The organism is Methanobacterium sp. CWC-01, assembly GCF_030323845.1.
In the GTDB taxonomy this organism is placed as follows: domain Archaea; phylum Methanobacteriota; class Methanobacteria; order Methanobacteriales; family Methanobacteriaceae; genus Methanobacterium; species Methanobacterium aridiramus.
Genome location: NZ_CP040735.1, coordinates 392088 through 410797 on the forward strand (window position 1 = coordinate 392088; position 18710 = coordinate 410797).

Consider the following 18710-nt stretch of genomic DNA (forward strand, 5'->3'; position numbering starts at 1 on the left):
CAGTGGTAGATCATTTTCTAGAACACAGTCAAATATGTAATATAAAGTACTATTTAAATCTTTATTGTACAAATTTATGCATAAAGTTAAATATAGGTGCACTGCTAAACCATAACTGGTGATGGATTTATGTGGGATCGTATCAAGTACAAGTTCGAGAAGTTTCCGGCCCGTATGGCAGTGGCCGGTAAAATTGTAGAACTTGGTCTCAGGGTAGGAGAAAAAGGGAAGATATATTGCGGTGACGTTGAAATCAGTGATGTTGCCCTGGCCAGAGCAGCAGATGTAGATCGGAGAGCTGTTAGAGCAACAGTTGATGTGATATTATCCGATGAAGATTTAAAATCAATCTTTGGTAACTTATGGCCAGCTGGAGCATTTTTAAAGAATGTTGCTGGTGATCTTGGTTTTGGGGTGGTGGAAATCGAAGCTGAAGCCGGAAGTCCAGGGATAGTGGCCCAGGCCACCTACCTCATATCCCAGGAAAAAATTAGCATCAGACAGGCCCACGCCGGTGACCCTGAACTGGAAGAACATCCCCGTCTAACCATTATCACTGAAAAACCGGTAAAAGGGGAGTTAATAAATCAATTTTTAAAAATTCCCGGAGTGAAAAGAGTTTCCATTTATTAATTACGTTGAAACTAAAAAAAATTGGAAACTAAACACATCATGGAAAAAATACTTGAAATGAGTTAAACTTGTTGGATTGGTTGATTAATTTAAAATAAAGACTTAAAATAAATAATAAATTAAAATAAAGACTTAAAATAATAAAAATAAATAATAAAAATTATGAAACGCTAGGACTGTTCTTCTTCATCAAGGATCTTAAGCAGCTCATCCCAGGCTTCAAGAGATTCTTTGGCGGCCTGCTCGGTTAAAACTTCAATAGCATAACCGGAGTGGACTAAAACATACCTTCCAACTTCTACATCCTCTACCAGGTCCAGTTTAGCTTGTTGTCGCACGCCTCCAAAGTCTACAATGGCCACGTTATCATTAATCTCCATAATCTGAGCAGGTGCAGCGATGCACATTCAATATCACCTTTTTAATTTAATTTCGGTCAGTAAAGTTCAAATTCTTTGAAAAAATGCGGATAAATCGTCACTGTGTTATAATAATGGTAGGTTTAGTTATTTTAATAGGTCTCCTCACCATATAAATACCTTTAGGAGGACTGTAAAAATGGAAGTGGTGGTAATCGGAGGGGGCCCAGCAGGCAGGAGTGCTGCTATGGAGGCATCCCAACTGGAAGCAGAGGTTACGTTAATAGAAAAAGATAAAATAGGGGGCAAATGTCTCCATAAGGGTTGTATGGTGGTTTGTGGCCTGAATGATGTTGCCAAGTTTTACCTGGACTCTCAGAACTATCAAAAGCAGGGGATGATCAGTGAGATTCCTGAAATCAACTTTTCTGAAGTTACTAAAAGATTAAGAGATACCACGGGGAAGATCAAAAAGGTGCTGGAGTTTGAAACCCACAGTACCGGGGTGGAGATAATAAATGGAGAGGCCCATATCCAAAAAGATAGGGTGGTGGTGGATAATAAAGAAATTCCTTACGATAAACTCCTTATCGCCACTGGATCCCGGGCTAAGATTCCACCCATCAGGGGAGTGGAAAATGCAGTAACCTACGCTGACCTTCCTTATCTGGAGGATCTTCCCGAGAAACTGTTAATAGTGGGGAGTGGGGTGATAGCCGCCGAGTTTGCCAGTATATTTTCTTCCTTTGGTTCAGAGGTGCGGGTATTCTGCCGGAGCCAGTTCCTGAAAATGCTGGATCCGGAGGTTAAAGAGTATGTGATTAAAAATTTGTTGCCTGGGGTAGATATCACTGAAGGTGCTCGAGTGAATGAGATAAGCAATGAGGGGCTTAAAATAGCCCAGCAAACAGTTGAAGGTCAGGTTCTGCTGGCCACCGGACTTACTCCCAACTCAGAGATAGCCCAGAATATGGTGAAAATAGGTGATCACAAAGAGATATTAGTAGACTCCCATATGCAAACCAGCAATCCCTGTGTATACGCTGCCGGGGATGTTATTGGTGGGGTTACCAACACGCCCATCTCCAGAATGGAAGGAGTTATTGCCGCCCGGAATGCCTGTGGGATCTCATCGACCATGGATTACAGTTGGACACCCCAATCCATATCCCTGTACTATGACGTAAGTTTTTTAAGTCCCCAGGATCATCAGGCCGGGACGGTGGCCACCATACCTGGTTCTGCGGGACCAGGATCATTCTGGAGGGTGCTGGAGGGTAAAACCGGGCTGACTAAGGTCTCAGTAGATTTAGATGAAGGTTTCATAACAGGAGTATCGTCTGTGTCTCCTTCATCACGGACCAACATGGCCTACCTGGCTAAGATGATCCGGGATGGTTATAAAGCCCCTGATTTTGACGATTTTTTGGAGGTGCACCCCTCCACTGATGCGGTGTACAAACTTTTACGCTTTTTTGGTGAATACATTTAATAGATGATAACTGCTGATTTAGGTGAGGAACATGGAAAATGAATCTATCAAGTCATTCGAAGAAGTAACCCAATTTCATGGACATGTCTGTCCTGGCTCAGCCATTGGTTATAGGGCAGCGGAAGCGGGTATGAAAGAATTATCACAGGAAAGAGCCCCTGATGAAGAAATCGTGGCCATGGTGGAGAATGATAGTTGTGCAGTTGACGCCATTCAGGTACTTACTGGTTGTACCCTGGGTAAAGGGAATCTCATATTCCTGGACCATGGAAAACAGGCATACACTTTCATCCCACGAAAAGATGGGGAGGGAGTGCGGGTATCAATTAAAAGTTCCTTTGACGTCAGTAATCTGGAACCAAAGTTAAATCCCTTGAGGATGAAGGTATCCCAAGGAACTGCCTCTATTCAGGAAAAAGAGGAACTTCAAACTTTGATGTCCTCCGTAACTAGGAAGATACTGGAAATGCCCTTAGATGAAATATTTATAGTGGAAAGGATTGATGTGCAATTACCACCTCGGGCAAAGATTTATCCGTCAGTACAGTGCGCGGAATGTGGAGATATGGTCTCCGAACATCGATGTAGAGTTAAAGATGGGAATATGGTCTGTATCCCCTGTTTTGAAAAGGATTAACTTAAAAAAAGGAATTATAAAATATTAATTGAACTATTCCTTTGCCTTGGCATAGATAATATCCGCAATCCGGGAGGGTGCCTGGAGAATCTCCCGGGCGAATTTATCAGTTTTTACTCTTATCTCATCTTCTTCCAGGAAGATCTCACGGATTTTTTTGGATAATTCCTCCAGACCGCTTTCTACTACACTCCCCGGGAAGATGCTAGCCATGTTGTGGTAACGTCCGTATTTAACTCGAGTTAGGGCAATGGTCGGGAGCTGACAGGCCAGTGCTTCGTGGATCATCAACCCATCATCGGAAAGTATGGCCACATCTGCCAGCCGGTACAGATCAGGGAGATTATCCACATATCCCAGATGCAGAACTGATTCTAAATATTTATGATAAATCTCCTCCAGGGGGTCTCCAACCACTAGCAAGTTGGCATCCAGTTCATCCTGAACTGTAGAGGGGGCCATAGCCATCTTTTCAAAGAGGGTTGAACCGGAGGAAAAGAGTATGGTGGGCAGATTTTTATCAAAACCTGCAGACATGGTTTTAAGTGCCTGTTCACGGTCGCCCTGGGTGATAGCTGGGTTTATTGGCATGTAAGAGGGGTAATTATTCTTTTTGTGGGGGTAGTGGAAGAGTGGGGATTCTGGGAGGGCGATGGTGGTGGTCATCTGAGACACCACTTTAGAATCGGTGGGAGTGGCCACCATCCCCACTGAGGGAATCCCCGCCATGCGCGCAGCGGTGCAGCCAATGATGGCTCCTCCTCCGATGATACCCACCACGATATCTGGTTGGACCTTTCGACACAGTTTTGCTGCTGACCGGGACTCCTTTATTGCCTTAAGACCAGCTTTGAGGATGGTTACTTTGCTGGCAGCATGTCCCCCTGCCTGAGGTATGCTGGTCTTATGGAATGGTAATTCCTTTTTTTTGAATAGATAAGCAGGAGCATGATTATCAAGGACATATTCACAATCAATACCTTTTTCGGTTAATGCCAGAGCGGTATTAATTGCCAGAACTGCATCCCCACCGACACCTCTTCCAGTTACAAATAATAGAGCCTTCATTGCACCACACAGCCTATCTATATTGTTTATTAATTATATGAAGTATTATATTTGAATAGACCCTTGATTGAACAGTTCCATATTCCAGATGAAATCATATATGCCAGAAATGGTTTCCACAAACTCGGGGTACTGATTCCAAATGGCAATTGCACTTTCCGATACCACACTCTCACCCCTAAATTTGCAAAAAGCTATTAACATCTCCTTTTTATCCCTGACCACCAGTTTCAGGTAAGGAATTTTAAAAACCTTAAGTTCGGCACCAATATCTTTCAGTTCATCCACTACTGGTACTTTGGTCCCATCCACCTCACATTCTGGAGTTGTCACCAGGCGAGTTGTGACTCCTTTTTTGATGACTTTTCCCATAACATTTTTCAGTCGCAAGGTTTCTCCAGGAAACATGAAGCCACCCATGACGAACAATGATTCTTTTGCCCGGGATATAATTTCTAATTCCTTATTTACCACCTTATCGGGGCCGTGTATTAACCAGATTGGTGCAGGAACCTGGGGTATTTTACTTTCATATAAAGTATTAAGTTCTGTTTCAGCCAGATCCATACTTTCTTTTATTTGACTTCTGGATATCCGAAAAACATCACGAGGTGGGATCACCGTGAATTTTAAAGGTTTACCGCGACTTGTTTCGATGAATCCCTTTTTGTTAAGACTTTTGAGTACCTGATATATCCGGGAACGAGGAACGTTGGCAGCCAAGCTTATCTCTGTAGCAGTTCCGGAGATGATGGAGTTAAGGGCAATGTAGGTTCTGGTTTCATAATCTGTTAGTCCCATAGTCTGAAGAGCATGAATAGTTTCCCGGGCCAGGTTCATATCAAAGACCTCCTTAATTGTTTCAATTTATACTCTTTTAGTTACAAAATATATAAATGAGGGTTTCCAGTAGATCATAGAATTGGATAAAAGAATAATTTCAGTAATTTTAGGGTAGGGAAGGTGAGAAGGTGACTTTCCAGAACGAACTTGCAATTTTAACATCACATCTAACCAAAAAATATGGAAATTTCACCGCGGTGGATGATCTGGACCTAAAAGTAAAAAAAGGGGAGATATATGGACTTTTAGGCCCAAATGGGGCTGGTAAAACTACCGCCATAAAGATGTTATCCAACATCATTAAACCCAGCTCTGGCCACGCCACCATATTTGGGGAAAAGATTCCTGAAGGGAATATATCTGCTAAAATCGGTTACATGCCCCAGGAGACTGGTGTGTATCTGGGACTGACAGTGGAACAGAACCTTAAATTTTACGGCAGAATATTTGGTTTAGATAAAGTGGAGATAAAAAAAAGAACCGATGAACTTTTAAAATTCGTAGCCCTATCTGACTGGAAGGATGAAATGGTTGAGAATCTCTCTGGTGGTATGAAACACCGGGTTTCACTGGCCTGTACCCTATTGCACCAGCCTAAGCTCTTATTTTTAGATGAACCAACCGTTGGGGTTGATCCCGAACTCAGGGTGTCTTTCTGGGATTACTTCAATAAATTACGAGAAAATGGAGTGACCATCCTCATAACTACTCATTACATGGATGAAGCCCGTCGATGCGACCGCATAGGTTTCATGAAACATGGACGCCTCATAGCAGAAGGTAAACCCTTGGAACTACTAAAAGAGAGTGGAATGGATTCTTTGGAAGATGCTTTCCTGGAGTTTTCCCAAAGGGACGAAGAGGGAGTCTTATGAAGTTTTATCGGATAATGGCTGTTGCCCGACGGGTATTTCGGGATGTGGCTAATGATAAGCGTACCCTGGCCATGCTGTTTATTGCACCCATCTTCGCCATGACCGTCTTTGGACTGGCCTTCAGTGGTGATGTGGAAGGAGTGGATGTGATCGTAGTCAACCAGGACCAGGGATTCACCAATCTCCAGGGTAACACCACTTATCTCTCACAAAATATCATTTCCAACCTGGATACCAAGGTTTTAACTATAGAGAATAGTACTAATCCTGATGAAGCCCGGCAAAAGGTGGTGGACGGCCAGGCATCGGCGGTTATAATATTTCCAGAAAATTTCACCCAGAATGCCTTTTTGAAGACCCAGAATCCGTCTTATCCTGAAAGTGCCGAGATATTAATCCAGGGAGATGACAGTATCACCAACGTTAAGAATTCCATTCAGAAAACGGTGACAGAAGCCCTCAGCGATACCATGGAAGAGGAAGGAGTTAATCCTGCCTTGAAAATAACTTCAAACCCTATTTATGGTAAGGATGCTGAGTTCATAGACTTTTTCGTACCAGGAATTTTAGCATTCGTAGTATTCTTACTTACTACCCTTTTAACCCTCATCACCTTCGTGGGAGAGCGTAGTAACGGTACTCTGGAGAGAGTTATGGCCAGCCCCATTACCGAAGGAGAGATAGTAACTGGATACGCCATCACCTTCGGTATTCTGGGAGTGATACAGGTGGCTTTTCTGCTCATCATCGCCATAGTATTTTTCAATATCATGGTAGTGGGCAACGTGCTTCTGGCCTTCTTAACCGTGGCCATCCTATCACTGGTAAGCCTGTCCCTGGGGATACTGCTTAGCAGTCTTGCTAAACGTCCTGAACAAGCAATACAGTTCATCCCATTTGTAGTTTTACCTGCATTCCTACTTTCAGGAATATTCTGGCCCTTACAGGCAATACCCGATTGGTTAAGACCTTTATCCTATCTGGTACCACCCACCTACGCAGTAGACGCTATTAGGGCGGTAATGCTAAAAGGCTGGGGTTTGGACAGGATATGGCCCGATATAGTGGCCCTATTAATCTTTGCCATCCTGTTTCTAGCCCTGGCCACCTGGTCCCTGAAACGCAGGGATTAATTTCTTTTTTAAAAAAATTTTATCAAATAAGTTGTTTCTTAAGAAAAATATTTTCTGAATCATTAATCATTCCGAGAATAAGGATTGTAAACCAGTCGACGGAATCCAAAAAATATTCCTAATCTATTTTTTATAACTACACTCCGTTTCCCCAATATTATCCGGCGTGAAAGGTCACCCAGACCGCCACCGGTTAAAACATCCATAACATAATCACCAAAAACAGGATCTATAATTTTTAATTTTGTTTCCAAGAAATTCTGAAGATTTTTTCGTCTTAAGATGGCGATTAAGATTGACGTGAGTATTAAAAGAGCAAACACAATCAATACCGTAGTCCAACTTCCCCAGGCATAGAATCCAGACACATAATTACCTAACAATGCATACAGTATTCCCAAACTGACACCAAAGGAATGGTTACCCACTTCTCCCATCATAATTTTTCCCTGGTAATCCAGGGGAGCGTAGCCCACACAGGCGGCGATGATGATGAGGGGAAGATAAGGATCTCCTGAGACCAGATAAAGAATCAACGCCATGAAGGAACCCATTATAATGATGGTAGATGCTGCGATTCCAGGCTGCATATCGGCGATGTTCAGGGGCTGCACCATCAAGGCCACCAGGATAGAAACCGGACCCAAGTAGTAGTATCCCATCCACATGACCAGAATTATCCCTAACCCACGGGATAACTGTCCCAGCTCAAAAGGAAGGTTATTAACCTTTTTTCTGCCGATAATATCATCAAAAAAAGCAAAAATACCCATAATAGCGATTAAATAGTTGTATGGCGGGGGAAAAAATATAAAAATCACTATAAATGGTGCAACTCCCACTGCCCGAGCGGTACCACCCCTTACAGGCGTGTAAAGAGTTCCACCAATCTTTTCGAAAGCAGCCTTGAAAATTAAAGTCAAGATGGCAGATAGTAAGAGCGCCGCTATAAATAGCATGTATACAAGTGACATTATAAATTAATTGATCTTGCTCCTTTAAAAAAATTTAAAAAAAGTAGAGTGGTTAACTGTCCAATGCACTTATAAACCCCTGGACATGAACGTATTTTTTAGAATAAAATCGTATTCACAGGTTTTTGATAGAAGCAATTACCACTTTGACTGATTTGAGTAAGTAATTCAGGAGGCGGGTTCACCAGGGATCATGAATTCTTCAAAACCTATAAAAAGGCCTAAAATAAAAAAAACGAGAAAAGCAATTTAAGGCCCGATGTGTCCTTCAGATGTTTGTGCTATCACCTTTTGCAAACCAGAGGAGTTTAAAATAGATTTAATCTCCATCATTTCATCAAATGCTGGTTTCATCAGGTTCCTTCTCCTGAATTCACCCCTATAGTCCAGTACCGAAACCTGAAGCAGAGGATCCAGATCAGCCAGATAATTCCCCATCTCTGCCACTTCCTCTTTGGATATAAGCTCAGAATGATATGGTATCCCCACACCCAGGAATACATCCAATTTATTCTTTATAATGTAATCAACTGCGTTCCAGGAATTTTTTAAGTACTTTTTTGCCAGTGCAGCATCATCCAGGCCAGCAATTCTCATGAAGGTAGAGGTATGCAATGCCTTCAGATCCACTCCAATTTCGGTCATTCCTGCTTGAGTCAGTTTATCAATGTAATCTGGAGTTAATATAGTCCCATTAGTATCCACATGTATTTTAACATCCTTAACCATGGTTCTGATTTTTTTTATTACATCTAACAACCAGCTAGGGTTTAATGTACATTCCCCGCCTGATAATGCAATTCTGTTAACCCGGTACTGGTCCTTCAGGCCTATAAGTATTCGCGCTGTTTCATGACTGTCAAGCAGATGTCCACCCGCGGTGTAGGCCATCTGATAGTTCTGACACTGAGGACAGCGCAGATTACAACCGTGTGTAAAAGCCACAACTTCTATTGGTCCTTTTCCCAGCTTTAACTGATAGGGAGTGCCCACTCCTCCCACAGTATGTGCTCCAAATCCACTCACCACACGTAAGGGAGGAGGATTTTCAAGGGTCCTGATTTCCATATCTGGAGCCAGAGGAGTAATACATGAAAGGGCATATCGGCCGTTAACTTTGACAGAACATGCCCAGCAGGCTCCAGATCGGCAGGGCATGAAAACCTTGGAATGAGATTTATTTTCCCCGCCATAAATCTGTTCTATACGAACTTCTGCATTTTTAAGGACATCTTTAACCATTCCCCTGGCTTTTAACGATTTCCCATTTACCACCACTTGGTATTCTTCAAAGGGATACTTCAGGGATGGATCAGGTATAAGGGCTTCTTCTGGACAAGCCAATAGACAGGCCTGGCAACCCATACAAAGACCACTTTCTATGGCCTTTTTAACATTTTTCTGAGGACATAAAACCAGATTACATAAGTTACAGTTTCTGCATCGTTCCTCTATCCATTTAACCATCATGTTAGTGGGTATCTCAGAAGTGCAGCCATTCCCCCCAGGGCAGTGAGCTGTTTCCCTCCTTCATGTTCACTGCTAACCACCATCACTTTGCCGCGGAGATTTTCTACTAGATTCATGATTGTTTCCACATCTCTCTTCCTTAATAAATTGTCAATGACCAGTAATTCCTCTATCGCTCCAGCTTCGGCTGCTTTTTTAACTTCATTTATTCCGTAGGTCACCAGAGAAGAAGATTTACCTATTTCTTCCAATACCCGGTTCATAGCTCTCATTTCATGGACAATACGTCCCTCAGTTGCCATTTCATCCAGAATTCCCTTCTTAATAACCTCTCTAATCCCCACTCTACCTCCAGTTCCGGTGTTCTCTATACGAGACATAGTGGCCTTTTCTGGAAATTTCTGTGATAGATAATGGAAAAAATCGTTTTTAGTAAATCCAGGCCCGGCGATTACGATACCCTCCACTCCTTCCTGGTTTTTTATAACTCGGGCCACCTCACTGTAGAAGTCCTCTATAGCCTGTTTTCGGTTTTTCATGACCACCCTCTTACCAGAGATACCCCCAATAATGGGGCCATAGTAATCAATTCCATACTGTCTTAGAATCCCCAGATCAGCAGTATCATCCTCAATAACCACTACCAGGGCCTTTGGAGTCATGGATGCTTTTATGGCCTCTTTTACACGTTTTTTCTGCCATCGGGACCATCGCTCCTTTTGGATCCTTATGGGGTTCTGTAGTTTCAGATCTAGAGTATGGTAGGATCCCAGGGGGACCAGATCCTCCGGCCCTTTTTCTATGACGCCCATAGCACGTAATTTACCCGTATAACGGTGAAATTTTATGTTTTCTACCCTTACTCCCAAAAAAAAGCTCTTTTTAATTCCCCGATCACTTCTAAGGCGTTCTCCAGTATTATCCTGAATTCGGCGAGTAGTTCGGGATGAAACCAGATCTCCCGGTCGTATAATATGGTAAAGATGCCACAAGTCATCCAGGGTTTCGGGAACAACTTCAATTAATCCCCTTTTTCCATCCTCCTTCACCAAGCGCATGTTAAGACCTCTTAATTCCCCTAGTGATATCTAATAGGTTAAAGGTTATCGATTATTATATGTCCTTTATCATCTCCCCCATAAAATCTTCTCATCATAACTTTTAAATAAAAGTTATTACTAATTAAGGTGTGGTGATTAAAATGTCACAGGAACTGGAAAACAAAATAAAAGAAGCACTGGAGAATGTTAAAGTATGGCAGAGAGTCCCCACATCCGTAAGCGGAGTTTTTTTAGTAAAAGCCCCTTCAAAAGGCATGGAAGAAAGTATCATGATGGAAATTAATCCATTGGATGAAAGGGGAAGTCCCATAAAGCGCAGGGGGATATTTTTAAGACAAAAATCACATTTGAACAGTTTTCTGGATGTGATGAATCAGGAAAGTGTGGGAGAACTTCTGGAAACTTTGGAAAAAATGACAGGAGCAAGCGAGGACAGGAATGTGAGTTCGGTGGAGATATAATTTAATAGGTTCCTTCATCAAAAAGATTAGTCATGAAGGTAGCGGTTATTGGTGGGACCAGGGGGTTAGGATACTGGATTGCCAGTTATCTGAAGGAAAAAAAACAGACGGTGACCATCACGGGAAGAGATTCACTGGCGGGTGAGACTGCCTCTGAATTGATTGGAGTTTCCTACACCCCCAACAACCAAACAGCTGCCTCTGAAGCCGATATAGTTATTTTATCCGTACCCATCGAATCCACTCCACAAACAATAAAAGATTTAGGACCCTTTATGAAGAAAGGATCTCTTCTAATGGACGTAACATCCATAAAAGAAGAACCCGCTCTTTTAATGCAGAAATATGCCCCGGAGGGAGTGGAAGTTTTACCAGCCCATCCCATGTTTGGGCCCAGGATCAGATCCTTAGAAGGGCAGGTGGTGGTGTTAACACCAATAGAGAAGGGGAAATGGTACTCCCGAGTAGTTAATTTTCTTGAATCCGAAAAGGTCCGTGTACTGTCAACCACCCCCGAAGTTCACGACCGTATGATGAGTGTGGTGCAGGGATTAACCCATTTCGCCTACATCTCCATTGCAGCCACATTAAAACGGCTCGAAGTGGATTTAAAAGAATCCAGAAAGTTTTCAAGCCCTATTTACAGCCTGATGCTGGACATGATTGCCCGGATTGTGGCTCAAAATCCCTACCTCTGTTATTCCATTCAGACCAAAAACTCGCATATAAAGGAGACCCATCAGGCCTTCCTGGAAACTTTCCAGGAATTAAAGGCTATGATAGAAAATGAGAACCAGGAAGAATTTGTTAATGCCATGAGTTCTGCCGCCAAACACCTGGACGACATAGAAGCATCGCTGGGCAGGTCGGATAAGGCCATATCAGCATTAAATACAGAAATAAGGCTTTTAAATGATTCAATAGGTCAGGAAGTTGGATTGAGACATATTTATTCCGGTAAAATACACGTCGGTATTTTAGAAGACCTTTCACCTGATTTCCTATATCTTAAAACCAACAAGAAGATTTTAAAATTAAAGATAGCCAATGTAGAAACCCTTAAACCGGGTGAACTTTTTAATTGGAAGATCAGCAACTTACCACTTAAAACCTACGACATCTCAGTTATTTTTCCAAAAAGTTCAGATGCCAGTTTAATTGCAAAAAGTGTGGGAAATTTAAAAGGAGTGGTGGATGCGGAAGTAAAGGATATTTACCAGGGAGATCAGGTACCTTCCAATTCCCAGAGCATAACCATTCGCTACCAGGTACTGGATCCTGAGACACTTATAGAGGTGGAAACCTTTTTAAGGGGCTTTGGAGGCATAATCCGGTGATTAAAACTGGACTATTCCTGTAGTCAAATTTTTATCCTCCCTAAAAAAGGTCTTGTTTTGGATAATATCATCATCTGAACAGAAACATTTATATACTACTTTCAACAAGATTAAAGTAACATAAGTTAACTAAAATATAAAGCTTACTGAATTTTATTTTAACCGCAAGATTTACTCCATTTAAAATACAATAAATAACATGGGGGTTTTATCATTAAAAATGAAGAAATGAAATTAAAAGTAGCAGAAGCCTTCTCACAGGCAGATGTTGGACGCTCCATAGCCCGAATTGATCCACAATGCATGGAAAAACTGGATCTTTTAGACGGAGATATCATAGAGATCGAAGGGAAAAAGATCACCGCCACCATGGTAGCATCCTCACAATCAGATATTGGGCTGGGAATAGTTCGGATTGACGGTTACATTCGCAAGAATGCAGGAACATCACTGGGGGAAGATGTAGTAGTACGAAAAGCCCAGGTTAAAGAGGCCCAGAAGGTTGTTTTAGCACCCGTAGATCAGCAAATTATGATCAGGGGTGACGTTAGAGCTGCCTTCCGAGGAAGAGTCATGTCCAAGGGGGATATGATCGTTACTGGTATCCGCCAACAACAACAGTCCCTGCGGGGAGGGCTTTTTGACGAATTCTTCAGGGACATGTCCACCGATTTCAGTCCCATGGGCGAACTCAAACTGGCCGTGGTCTCCACCAAACCAGTTGGAATTGTCAGAATAACTGAAATGACGGATGTGGAAGTCCAGAGTGAACCAGTAGATGTTTCAAAACTGGAAGGAGTAAAAAACCTGGTGGAAGTCACCTATGAGGATATTGGAGGGCTGAAAGAAGAAGTTAAAAAGGTAAGGGAGATGATCGAAATCCCCCTTAAACGTCCCGAACTCTTTGAAAGGCTGGGAATATCACCGCCTAAAGGTGTTTTAATGCATGGCCCCCCTGGAACTGGTAAAACCCTCCTGGCCAAGGCCGTGGCCAACGAAAGCGACGCCCATTTCATAGCTATTCAGGGCCCAGAAATCATGAGTAAATATGTGGGCGGGTCCGAGGAAAGGCTTCGGGAATTATTCGAAGAAGCTGAAGAAAACGCGCCCAGCATCGTATTTATTGATGAAATTGATGCCATTGCTCCAAAACGAGAAGAAGTATCCGGAGAAGTAGAAAGAAGGGTGGTTGCCCAACTACTCACCTTGATGGACGGTCTTAAAACACGAGGACAGGTGGTGGTCATCGGAGCCACTAACCGGCCCGACGCCCTGGACCAAGCCATACGACGTGGAGGTAGATTTGACCGTGAAATTGAAATTGGCGTGCCTGATAAAGACGGTCGAAGGGAGGTTCTCCAGATTCACACCAGGGGTATGCCCCTGGACGAAAAGGTGGATCTGGATGAAATCGCAGAGACCACCCATGGATTCGTTGGAGCAGACCTGGAATCACTCTGTAAGGAATCGGCCATGAGGGTTCTGCGTCGGGTTTTACCCGACATCAAAGCCGATGAAGAGATACCCAAAGAGATCCTTAAAAAGATGATAATTAAGAAGGCCGACTTCAAGGAGGCCCTGAAAGAGATCCAACCATCAGCCCTTAGAGAAGTCCTGGTACAGGTACCAAACATTACCTGGAATGATATTGGAGGGCTGGATAACGCTAAACAAGAACTAAGAGAAGCTGTGGAGTGGCCTCTAAAGTATCCGGAGAGTTTCGAAAAGTTCGGAGTCACACCACCCAAGGGTGTTCTGATCTACGGACCTCCCGGAACCGGGAAAACACTCTTGGCCAAGGCCGTGGCCAACGAAAGCGACGCCAACTTCATAGCAGTTAAAGGTCCGGAACTCCTCTCCAAATGGGTGGGAGAATCAGAAAAAGGCGTCAGGGAAGTATTCAGAAAGGCCAGGCAGACTGCGCCTACGGTAATCTTCTTCGACGAGATCGACTCCATTGCCTCCACCCGTGGGGGAGGTAGCACTGACAGTGGTGTAACTCAAAGGGTGGTTAACCAGCTTCTAACTGAAATTGATGGCCTGGAAGAGTTGCAGGATGTGGCCGTGGTGGCCGCCACCAACCGGGTGGATATCATGGATCCGGCACTTCTACGACCGGGAAGGTTCGACCGTCACGTGAAGGTGGATGACCCGGACCACAAAGCACGTCTAGAGATATTTAAAGTACACACCAAAAACATGCCCCTCACCAAGGATGTGGATCTGGAAAGACTGGCCACCGAAACCGATGGTTATGTAGGGGCCGATATTGAGGCCGTGTGCCGGGAAGCAGTGATGCTCACTCTCAGGGATAACATAGACGCCAATGAAGTGACTATGAAGTACTTTAAAAAGGCCCTTAAAAAGGTTAAAACCGAAGAAAAACCAGATTTAGCGCAGTACCACTAATTCGGCCTTTAATGGGGAAAATTAGGAAAATTATTCCCCATTTTCTTTTATTTTCTAATTCAAAACTCTTTTTTTAGATTTTCATTCCTAAATTTTTGTTATTTTCTGATTAAATCTATTATCTTTAGTTTAATCTAGAACCTTTAGTTTAAATAGACTTAAGATCATATTTTGGTTATTAACCGAAGTGAACTAAAATTTTCCTCGCCTAAGACCTTTCATATTTTTGGGTCAGGCTAATTTTTAAAAAAAAAGGTGTGTTAATATGAGTTATGATGTAAAGGACATGTCCCTGGCCCCCCAGGGTAAGAAGAAGATATCCTGGGTGCAAAGGCATATGCCAGTTTTGGAACATATAAAAAAGCGTTTCCAAGAGGAAAAACCTTTTGAAGGCATAACCATTGGTTCTTGTCTGCATTTAGAGCCTAAAACCATAAATCTGGGTTTAACTCTCCAGGCCGGTGGGGCAGAGGTGGCCATGACTGGTTGCAACCCACTTTCTACCCAGGATGATGCCACTGCTGCCGGAGCCTCCCTGGGCCTCCACATGTACGGTTGGAGGGAGGAAACCAACGAGGAATATTATCAGAACCTCAATCGGGTCCTGGACCATGAACCAGATGTCATCATCGATGATGGAGCGGACATGATCTTCCTGATACACCGGCATCGTCGAGAACTTTTAGACAAGGTAATTGGCGCCTGTGAAGAAACAACCACCGGTATCCATCGTCTACGGGCCATGCATGAAGATGGTGCCCTGGAATTCCCGGTGATGGCTGTGAACGATGCCTACACCAAATACCTTTTTGATAACCGCTACGGCACCGGCCAGTCCACCTTCGATTCCATAATGGGATCCACCAACGTCCTCATTGCCGGTAAAACCGTGGTGGTGTGTGGTTATGGATGGTGTGGCAGAGGTATTGCCCTCCGTGCCCAGGGACTGGGTGCTAACGTCATTGTGACTGAAATTGATCCCATAAGGGCTCTTGAAGCCAGAATGGATGGTTACCGCGTTATGAGTGTCCAGGAAGCAGTTAAACATGCCGATATCCTCATCACAGCCACGGGTAACATCGACGTGGTGAGTAAGGAGCACTTCCAAGTAATGAAAGACGGATGTATTCTGGCCAACTCCGGACATTTCAACGTGGAAATCAACAGTGAGGATCTAAAGGAAATGTCCATATCCAGTGAGCTTTTAAAACCTGATATTGAAGAATTTCAACTGTCAGATGGACGTAAATTTTATTTACTGGCCGAGGGAAGGCTGGTAAACCTGGCTGGTGAAAGGGGTCAGGGCCACCCGGCTGAGATCATGGATATGAGCTTCGCCATGCAGGCCCTTTCCACCCAGTATCTACTGGAAAATAAGCTGGAACCAGGAGTTTACAAAACACCAGATGAAAAGGATTATGAAGTTGCCCGGCTAAAGCTGCAGGCTATGGATATTGAAATTGACAGCCTCACCGAAAGACAACACCAATACCTGGAGGGCTGGGAAGAAGGAACCTGAAAATATGGATTCCTTATTTTCCAGGACCTTCCATAAGGGTCCCGGACCCTCCCGACTTTTTATTGGAGGTGTGCATGGTAAAGAAGGTGAAACAACCTTTCATGCCCTGAAGAGCTTCGATGACAGAGCTTTAAATAGTGGAGAGCTTTACCTGTACAACTTCCCGCCAAGTCCTTATATAAGCACCCTTGAACGCCGTTACTATGACAGTTCCACTGGCCGTGAAGTTTTAAATTTAATTAAAAAGATTCAACCCACTATTTACCTGGAACTTCACTGTTATCATGAAAAAAATCGGTCCCATCTCATCCATCATGACAGAAAAATCAAGATTGGAGTTCCTCCCCTGGTAGAACTGGATAAAGGAGTTTTAATTGGGTCAGTATCTCCTATAATCCGTTCTGTATTCTTCGAAAACTATGATTTCCCCTTCATTCTGGAAATCCCCTGCCAGCCCTCCGATGATTCTCTCCAGGTGTATGTGGAGGTTTTGAACATCACAGCTGGTTCCAAAAATCGCATAGAAATCCTTAAGAAGCTGGAGTTACTCTACCCCCATCAGGTGATTAAGTTAAATAAGTATTTCATTGATTTTTCCGATAATTTCCTTACCCTATTTCAGAAAACCAGAGAATTTGCTCTTAACGGTGATCTGAAGGATTCTGATGACTTGATACTTTTTATGGAAAATTTGATGCAAGAATTGGATCTCAACCTAAACCAAATACAGTTGAAACAGGTTAGAGCTGCGGTTTTAATATTTTTAGATTATAAACATCCATCGGTGGTCTAAGTGAGTTACTTCCAGATCATACACAAGGGAGATCATCCTAACCGTCTTTTCATTGGGGGAGTGCATGGTAAAGAGGGCAGGAGTACCAGCCAGGCCCTTGAACAGTTATCCGATGAGGATGTGGGAGAGGGCCGGCTGGTTATCTACAACTGTGATGATACGCCATATTTAAGCACTCTTAAGAAGCAATACTACCAGAGCAGGATTGGTAAGGAGATTCTGTACCTCATTGATTACTACCAGCCCCAGGTTTATATCGAGCTTCACTGTTACAATAAAGAGAATTTCCACCGGCTTACCAGTCCCAATCGACGTTCGGAACAGGGAGTTCCACCTCTGATTGAGTTGGAAGAAGGAGTTTTGATTGGATCGGTATCTCCCTACATACGGACCACTCTTTTTAAGAGGGATGATATCTGCATGACCCTGGAGATGCCCTGTAACCCAGGTCCCCAATCACTCACGGTTTATGTGAATGTGTTAAAAATCATAGCCGGTTCTAACAGTCGCAAAGAATTAGAAGATAAAATGGTTCAATTATATCCACCACAAGTAGAAACTGCAAAAAGATATGCCCAGGAATTTTTTGGAGATTATCCACCGTTTTAAATGGAATCTAAAGTAAATAAAAAAAATAGTGATTTTACCTTTAAAATATTAAAACCATTTCTCCAAACTGCTCTGATTGGCATCCAATTTACGGATCTTATCCACGGCATTAAGCACCCTTTCCTCCGAAAAATCGTGCTCACCACATAAAAATTCCACTATCTGTTCTCGGTCTGGATTTTTCCATTCAAGTGCATAGTCAGTTCTTACTTCATGCTGGAGGAACAGGTTTTGCAGAACCTGGGGGTGTATTTCAAAAATAACATCCCGGTCTTCCAGGACACTATAAATATTTCCATGATCTTTTATAAGTTTTAAACCTTTTTTAGCACCTATACCTTTTATTCCAGGGTTAAAATCGGTTCCAACCAGTAATGCCAGGTCGACCAGTTGTTCGCGGGTAATGTCCAGTTCTTCTAGGACCTTTTTTAGTTCTATCAGTTCCAGTTTACCCAGTCCCCCACTGATGGTTAAATTCTTCACCATACGCGGCGCACCGAAAAGCAGACAATCATAATCCTGTGATCCAACACACCAGGCATCACCTTTCTCCACCAGGTAGGATGCCTGAGCCTCTCCCTCTCCCGGTGCCTGTATATAAGGAATTCCCATGAGTGTAAGTAGTTTTTTTGAACCATCTACTACATCATGGGACATTCTAGACGATCTAACCGCGAATTTACGGGCATCTTCGATACGACCCTCCTCCAATGCATCTTTCCATCGCCTTTCGGATTGAACCTTAACCTCGTTCCGTTTGGCCTGGGTATCCTTTTTAAGATGACTGGACTGTCCGTCGAATACGTAAATCGGTTTGATTCCCCTCTCAATCAGGGAGGTAGTGCGGTAGAGAATGCCGCTGAAATGGGAAGTTACTCTTCCGTTATGGTCCATAAGAGGAGTGCCGTCTCTCTGGCGGATACTGGATAAAAATTGGTATATGATGTTAGCCGCATCCAGTGCCACAGTTTTTCCCTCTAAATCTTCGAACTTTATGTGTTCGGTAGATACTATGTCTCGAAACTTAACACCCATAA

The 18710-nt window shown here is 43.2% G+C and carries 18 protein-coding genes; 11 read left to right on the forward strand and 7 right to left on the reverse strand.

Going from position 1 to position 18710, the window contains the following annotated elements; all coding sequences use genetic code 11:
* The first annotated feature begins 129 nt into the window (after positions 1–129).
* Positions 130–633 carry an amino acid-binding protein gene (locus tag FGU46_RS02010; protein ID WP_286476005.1) on the forward strand — a complete coding sequence of 168 codons (504 nt, stop codon included), beginning with the start codon at positions 130–132 and terminating at the stop codon, positions 631–633.
* A gap of 170 nt (positions 634–803) precedes the next feature.
* Here the strand turns inward: FGU46_RS02010 and FGU46_RS02015 are convergent, their stop codons facing one another.
* The gene (locus FGU46_RS02015; RefSeq protein ID WP_286476007.1) at positions 804–1040 is read right to left on the reverse strand and encodes a HypC/HybG/HupF family hydrogenase formation chaperone; all 237 of its coding nucleotides are present in this window, start codon (positions 1038–1040) and stop codon (positions 804–806) included.
* A 151-nt stretch (positions 1041–1191) separates the two neighbouring features.
* Here FGU46_RS02015 and FGU46_RS02020 point away from each other — a divergent pair, with 151 nt between their 5' ends.
* Both FGU46_RS02020 and FGU46_RS02025 read left to right on the forward strand, forming a co-directional pair.
* Complete coding sequence (locus tag FGU46_RS02020) at positions 1192–2484, forward strand: NAD(P)/FAD-dependent oxidoreductase (protein WP_286476009.1); 1293 nt, start codon at positions 1192–1194, stop codon at positions 2482–2484.
* 31 nt (positions 2485–2515) lie between these two features.
* Positions 2516–3121, forward strand: coding sequence for an FmdE family protein (locus tag FGU46_RS02025; protein ID WP_286476010.1), 606 nt, complete (start codon positions 2516–2518; stop codon positions 3119–3121).
* A 33-nt stretch (positions 3122–3154) separates the two neighbouring features.
* On the opposite strand, the gene FGU46_RS02030 is transcribed toward FGU46_RS02025, so the two are convergent.
* Positions 3155–4189, reverse strand: coding sequence for a glycosyltransferase (locus tag FGU46_RS02030; protein ID WP_286476012.1), 1035 nt, complete (start codon positions 4187–4189; stop codon positions 3155–3157).
* Positions 4190–4234: 45 nt separating this feature from the next.
* A complete protein-coding gene (locus FGU46_RS02035; protein WP_286476014.1) occupies positions 4235–5029 on the reverse strand; it encodes a TrmB family transcriptional regulator in 795 nt (264 codons plus the stop codon).
* Between the two features lie 131 nt (positions 5030–5160).
* Between FGU46_RS02035 and FGU46_RS02040 the strand changes: the two genes are divergently transcribed.
* Positions 5161–5907: an ABC transporter ATP-binding protein gene (locus FGU46_RS02040; RefSeq protein ID WP_286476016.1), complete on the forward strand. Its 747-nt coding sequence runs from the start codon at positions 5161–5163 to the stop codon at positions 5905–5907.
* Positions 5904–7040 carry an ABC transporter permease gene (locus FGU46_RS02045; protein ID WP_286476018.1) on the forward strand — a complete coding sequence of 379 codons (1137 nt, stop codon included), beginning with the start codon at positions 5904–5906 and terminating at the stop codon, positions 7038–7040. Before FGU46_RS02040 ends, FGU46_RS02045 begins: the two co-directional genes overlap by 4 nt.
* A 62-nt stretch (positions 7041–7102) precedes the next feature.
* On the opposite strand, the gene FGU46_RS02050 is transcribed toward FGU46_RS02045, so the two are convergent.
* The 3 genes from FGU46_RS02050 to FGU46_RS02060 all read right to left on the reverse strand — a co-directional run bounded on the left by FGU46_RS02050 (position 7103) and on the right by FGU46_RS02060 (position 10542).
* Positions 7103–8014, reverse strand: coding sequence for a cell wall biosynthesis protein (locus tag FGU46_RS02050; RefSeq protein WP_286476020.1), 912 nt, complete (start codon positions 8012–8014; stop codon positions 7103–7105).
* A gap of 249 nt (positions 8015–8263) precedes the next feature.
* The gene (locus FGU46_RS02055; protein ID WP_286476022.1) at positions 8264–9484 is read right to left on the reverse strand and encodes a radical SAM protein; all 1221 of its coding nucleotides are present in this window, start codon (positions 9482–9484) and stop codon (positions 8264–8266) included.
* The gene (locus FGU46_RS02060; protein WP_286476024.1) at positions 9481–10542 is read right to left on the reverse strand and encodes an mRNA surveillance protein pelota; all 1062 of its coding nucleotides are present in this window, start codon (positions 10540–10542) and stop codon (positions 9481–9483) included. Before FGU46_RS02060 ends, FGU46_RS02055 begins: the two co-directional genes overlap by 4 nt.
* A gap of 143 nt (positions 10543–10685) precedes the next feature.
* Here FGU46_RS02060 and FGU46_RS02065 point away from each other — a divergent pair, with 143 nt between their 5' ends.
* The 6 genes from FGU46_RS02065 (at position 10686) to FGU46_RS02090 (ending at position 17673) form a co-directional block, all read left to right on the forward strand.
* Positions 10686–11006, forward strand: coding sequence for a hypothetical protein (locus FGU46_RS02065; RefSeq protein WP_286476026.1), 321 nt, complete (start codon positions 10686–10688; stop codon positions 11004–11006).
* 32 nt (positions 11007–11038) lie between these two features.
* Positions 11039–12343, forward strand: coding sequence for a prephenate dehydrogenase (locus tag FGU46_RS02070; RefSeq protein ID WP_286476029.1), 1305 nt, complete (start codon positions 11039–11041; stop codon positions 12341–12343).
* A 213-nt stretch (positions 12344–12556) separates the two neighbouring features.
* Positions 12557–14752 (forward strand): CDC48 family AAA ATPase, encoded by a 2196-nt coding sequence (locus tag FGU46_RS02075; protein WP_286478486.1) that lies wholly within the window; start codon positions 12557–12559, stop codon positions 14750–14752.
* A gap of 265 nt (positions 14753–15017) precedes the next feature.
* A complete protein-coding gene (ahcY, locus tag FGU46_RS02080; RefSeq protein WP_286476031.1) occupies positions 15018–16271 on the forward strand; it encodes an adenosylhomocysteinase in 1254 nt (417 codons plus the stop codon).
* A gap of 4 nt (positions 16272–16275) precedes the next feature.
* Complete coding sequence (locus FGU46_RS02085; protein ID WP_286476033.1) at positions 16276–17064, forward strand: DUF2119 domain-containing protein; 789 nt, start codon at positions 16276–16278, stop codon at positions 17062–17064.
* A complete protein-coding gene (locus FGU46_RS02090; RefSeq protein ID WP_286476035.1) occupies positions 17065–17673 on the forward strand; it encodes a DUF2119 domain-containing protein in 609 nt (202 codons plus the stop codon).
* Between the two features lie 48 nt (positions 17674–17721).
* Here the strand turns inward: FGU46_RS02090 and fen are convergent, their stop codons facing one another.
* A complete protein-coding gene (fen, locus tag FGU46_RS02095) occupies positions 17722–18708 on the reverse strand; it encodes a flap endonuclease-1 (RefSeq protein WP_286476037.1) in 987 nt (328 codons plus the stop codon).
* Positions 18709–18710: the final 2 nt, after the last annotated feature.

What these genes read in the sequence shown, in the direction of transcription:
- FGU46_RS02010 (WP_286476005.1), top strand. Translation starts at nt 130, where the DNA reads ATGTGGGATCGTATCAAGTACAAGTTCGAGAAGTTTCCGGCCCGTATG.
- FGU46_RS02015 (WP_286476007.1), bottom strand. Translation starts at nt 1,040, where the DNA reads ATGTGCATCGCTGCACCTGCTCAGATTATGGAGATTAATGATAACGTG.
- FGU46_RS02020 (WP_286476009.1), top strand. Translation starts at nt 1,192, where the DNA reads ATGGAAGTGGTGGTAATCGGAGGGGGCCCAGCAGGCAGGAGTGCTGCT.
- FGU46_RS02025 (WP_286476010.1), top strand. Translation starts at nt 2,516, where the DNA reads ATGGAAAATGAATCTATCAAGTCATTCGAAGAAGTAACCCAATTTCAT.
- FGU46_RS02030 (WP_286476012.1), bottom strand. Translation starts at nt 4,189, where the DNA reads ATGAAGGCTCTATTATTTGTAACTGGAAGAGGTGTCGGTGGGGATGCA.
- FGU46_RS02035 (WP_286476014.1), bottom strand. Translation starts at nt 5,029, where the DNA reads ATGAACCTGGCCCGGGAAACTATTCATGCTCTTCAGACTATGGGACTA.
- FGU46_RS02045 (WP_286476018.1), top strand. Translation starts at nt 5,904, where the DNA reads ATGAAGTTTTATCGGATAATGGCTGTTGCCCGACGGGTATTTCGGGAT.
- FGU46_RS02050 (WP_286476020.1), bottom strand. Translation starts at nt 8,014, where the DNA reads ATGTCACTTGTATACATGCTATTTATAGCGGCGCTCTTACTATCTGCC.
- FGU46_RS02055 (WP_286476022.1), bottom strand. Translation starts at nt 9,484, where the DNA reads ATGATGGTTAAATGGATAGAGGAACGATGCAGAAACTGTAACTTATGT.
- FGU46_RS02060 (WP_286476024.1), bottom strand. Translation starts at nt 10,542, where the DNA reads ATGCGCTTGGTGAAGGAGGATGGAAAAAGGGGATTAATTGAAGTTGTT.
- FGU46_RS02065 (WP_286476026.1), top strand. Translation starts at nt 10,686, where the DNA reads ATGTCACAGGAACTGGAAAACAAAATAAAAGAAGCACTGGAGAATGTT.
- FGU46_RS02070 (WP_286476029.1), top strand. Translation starts at nt 11,039, where the DNA reads ATGAAGGTAGCGGTTATTGGTGGGACCAGGGGGTTAGGATACTGGATT.
- ahcY (WP_286476031.1), top strand. Translation starts at nt 15,018, where the DNA reads ATGAGTTATGATGTAAAGGACATGTCCCTGGCCCCCCAGGGTAAGAAG.
- FGU46_RS02085 (WP_286476033.1), top strand. Translation starts at nt 16,276, where the DNA reads ATGGATTCCTTATTTTCCAGGACCTTCCATAAGGGTCCCGGACCCTCC.
- fen (WP_286476037.1), bottom strand. Translation starts at nt 18,708, where the DNA reads ATGGGTGTTAAGTTTCGAGACATAGTATCTACCGAACACATAAAGTTC.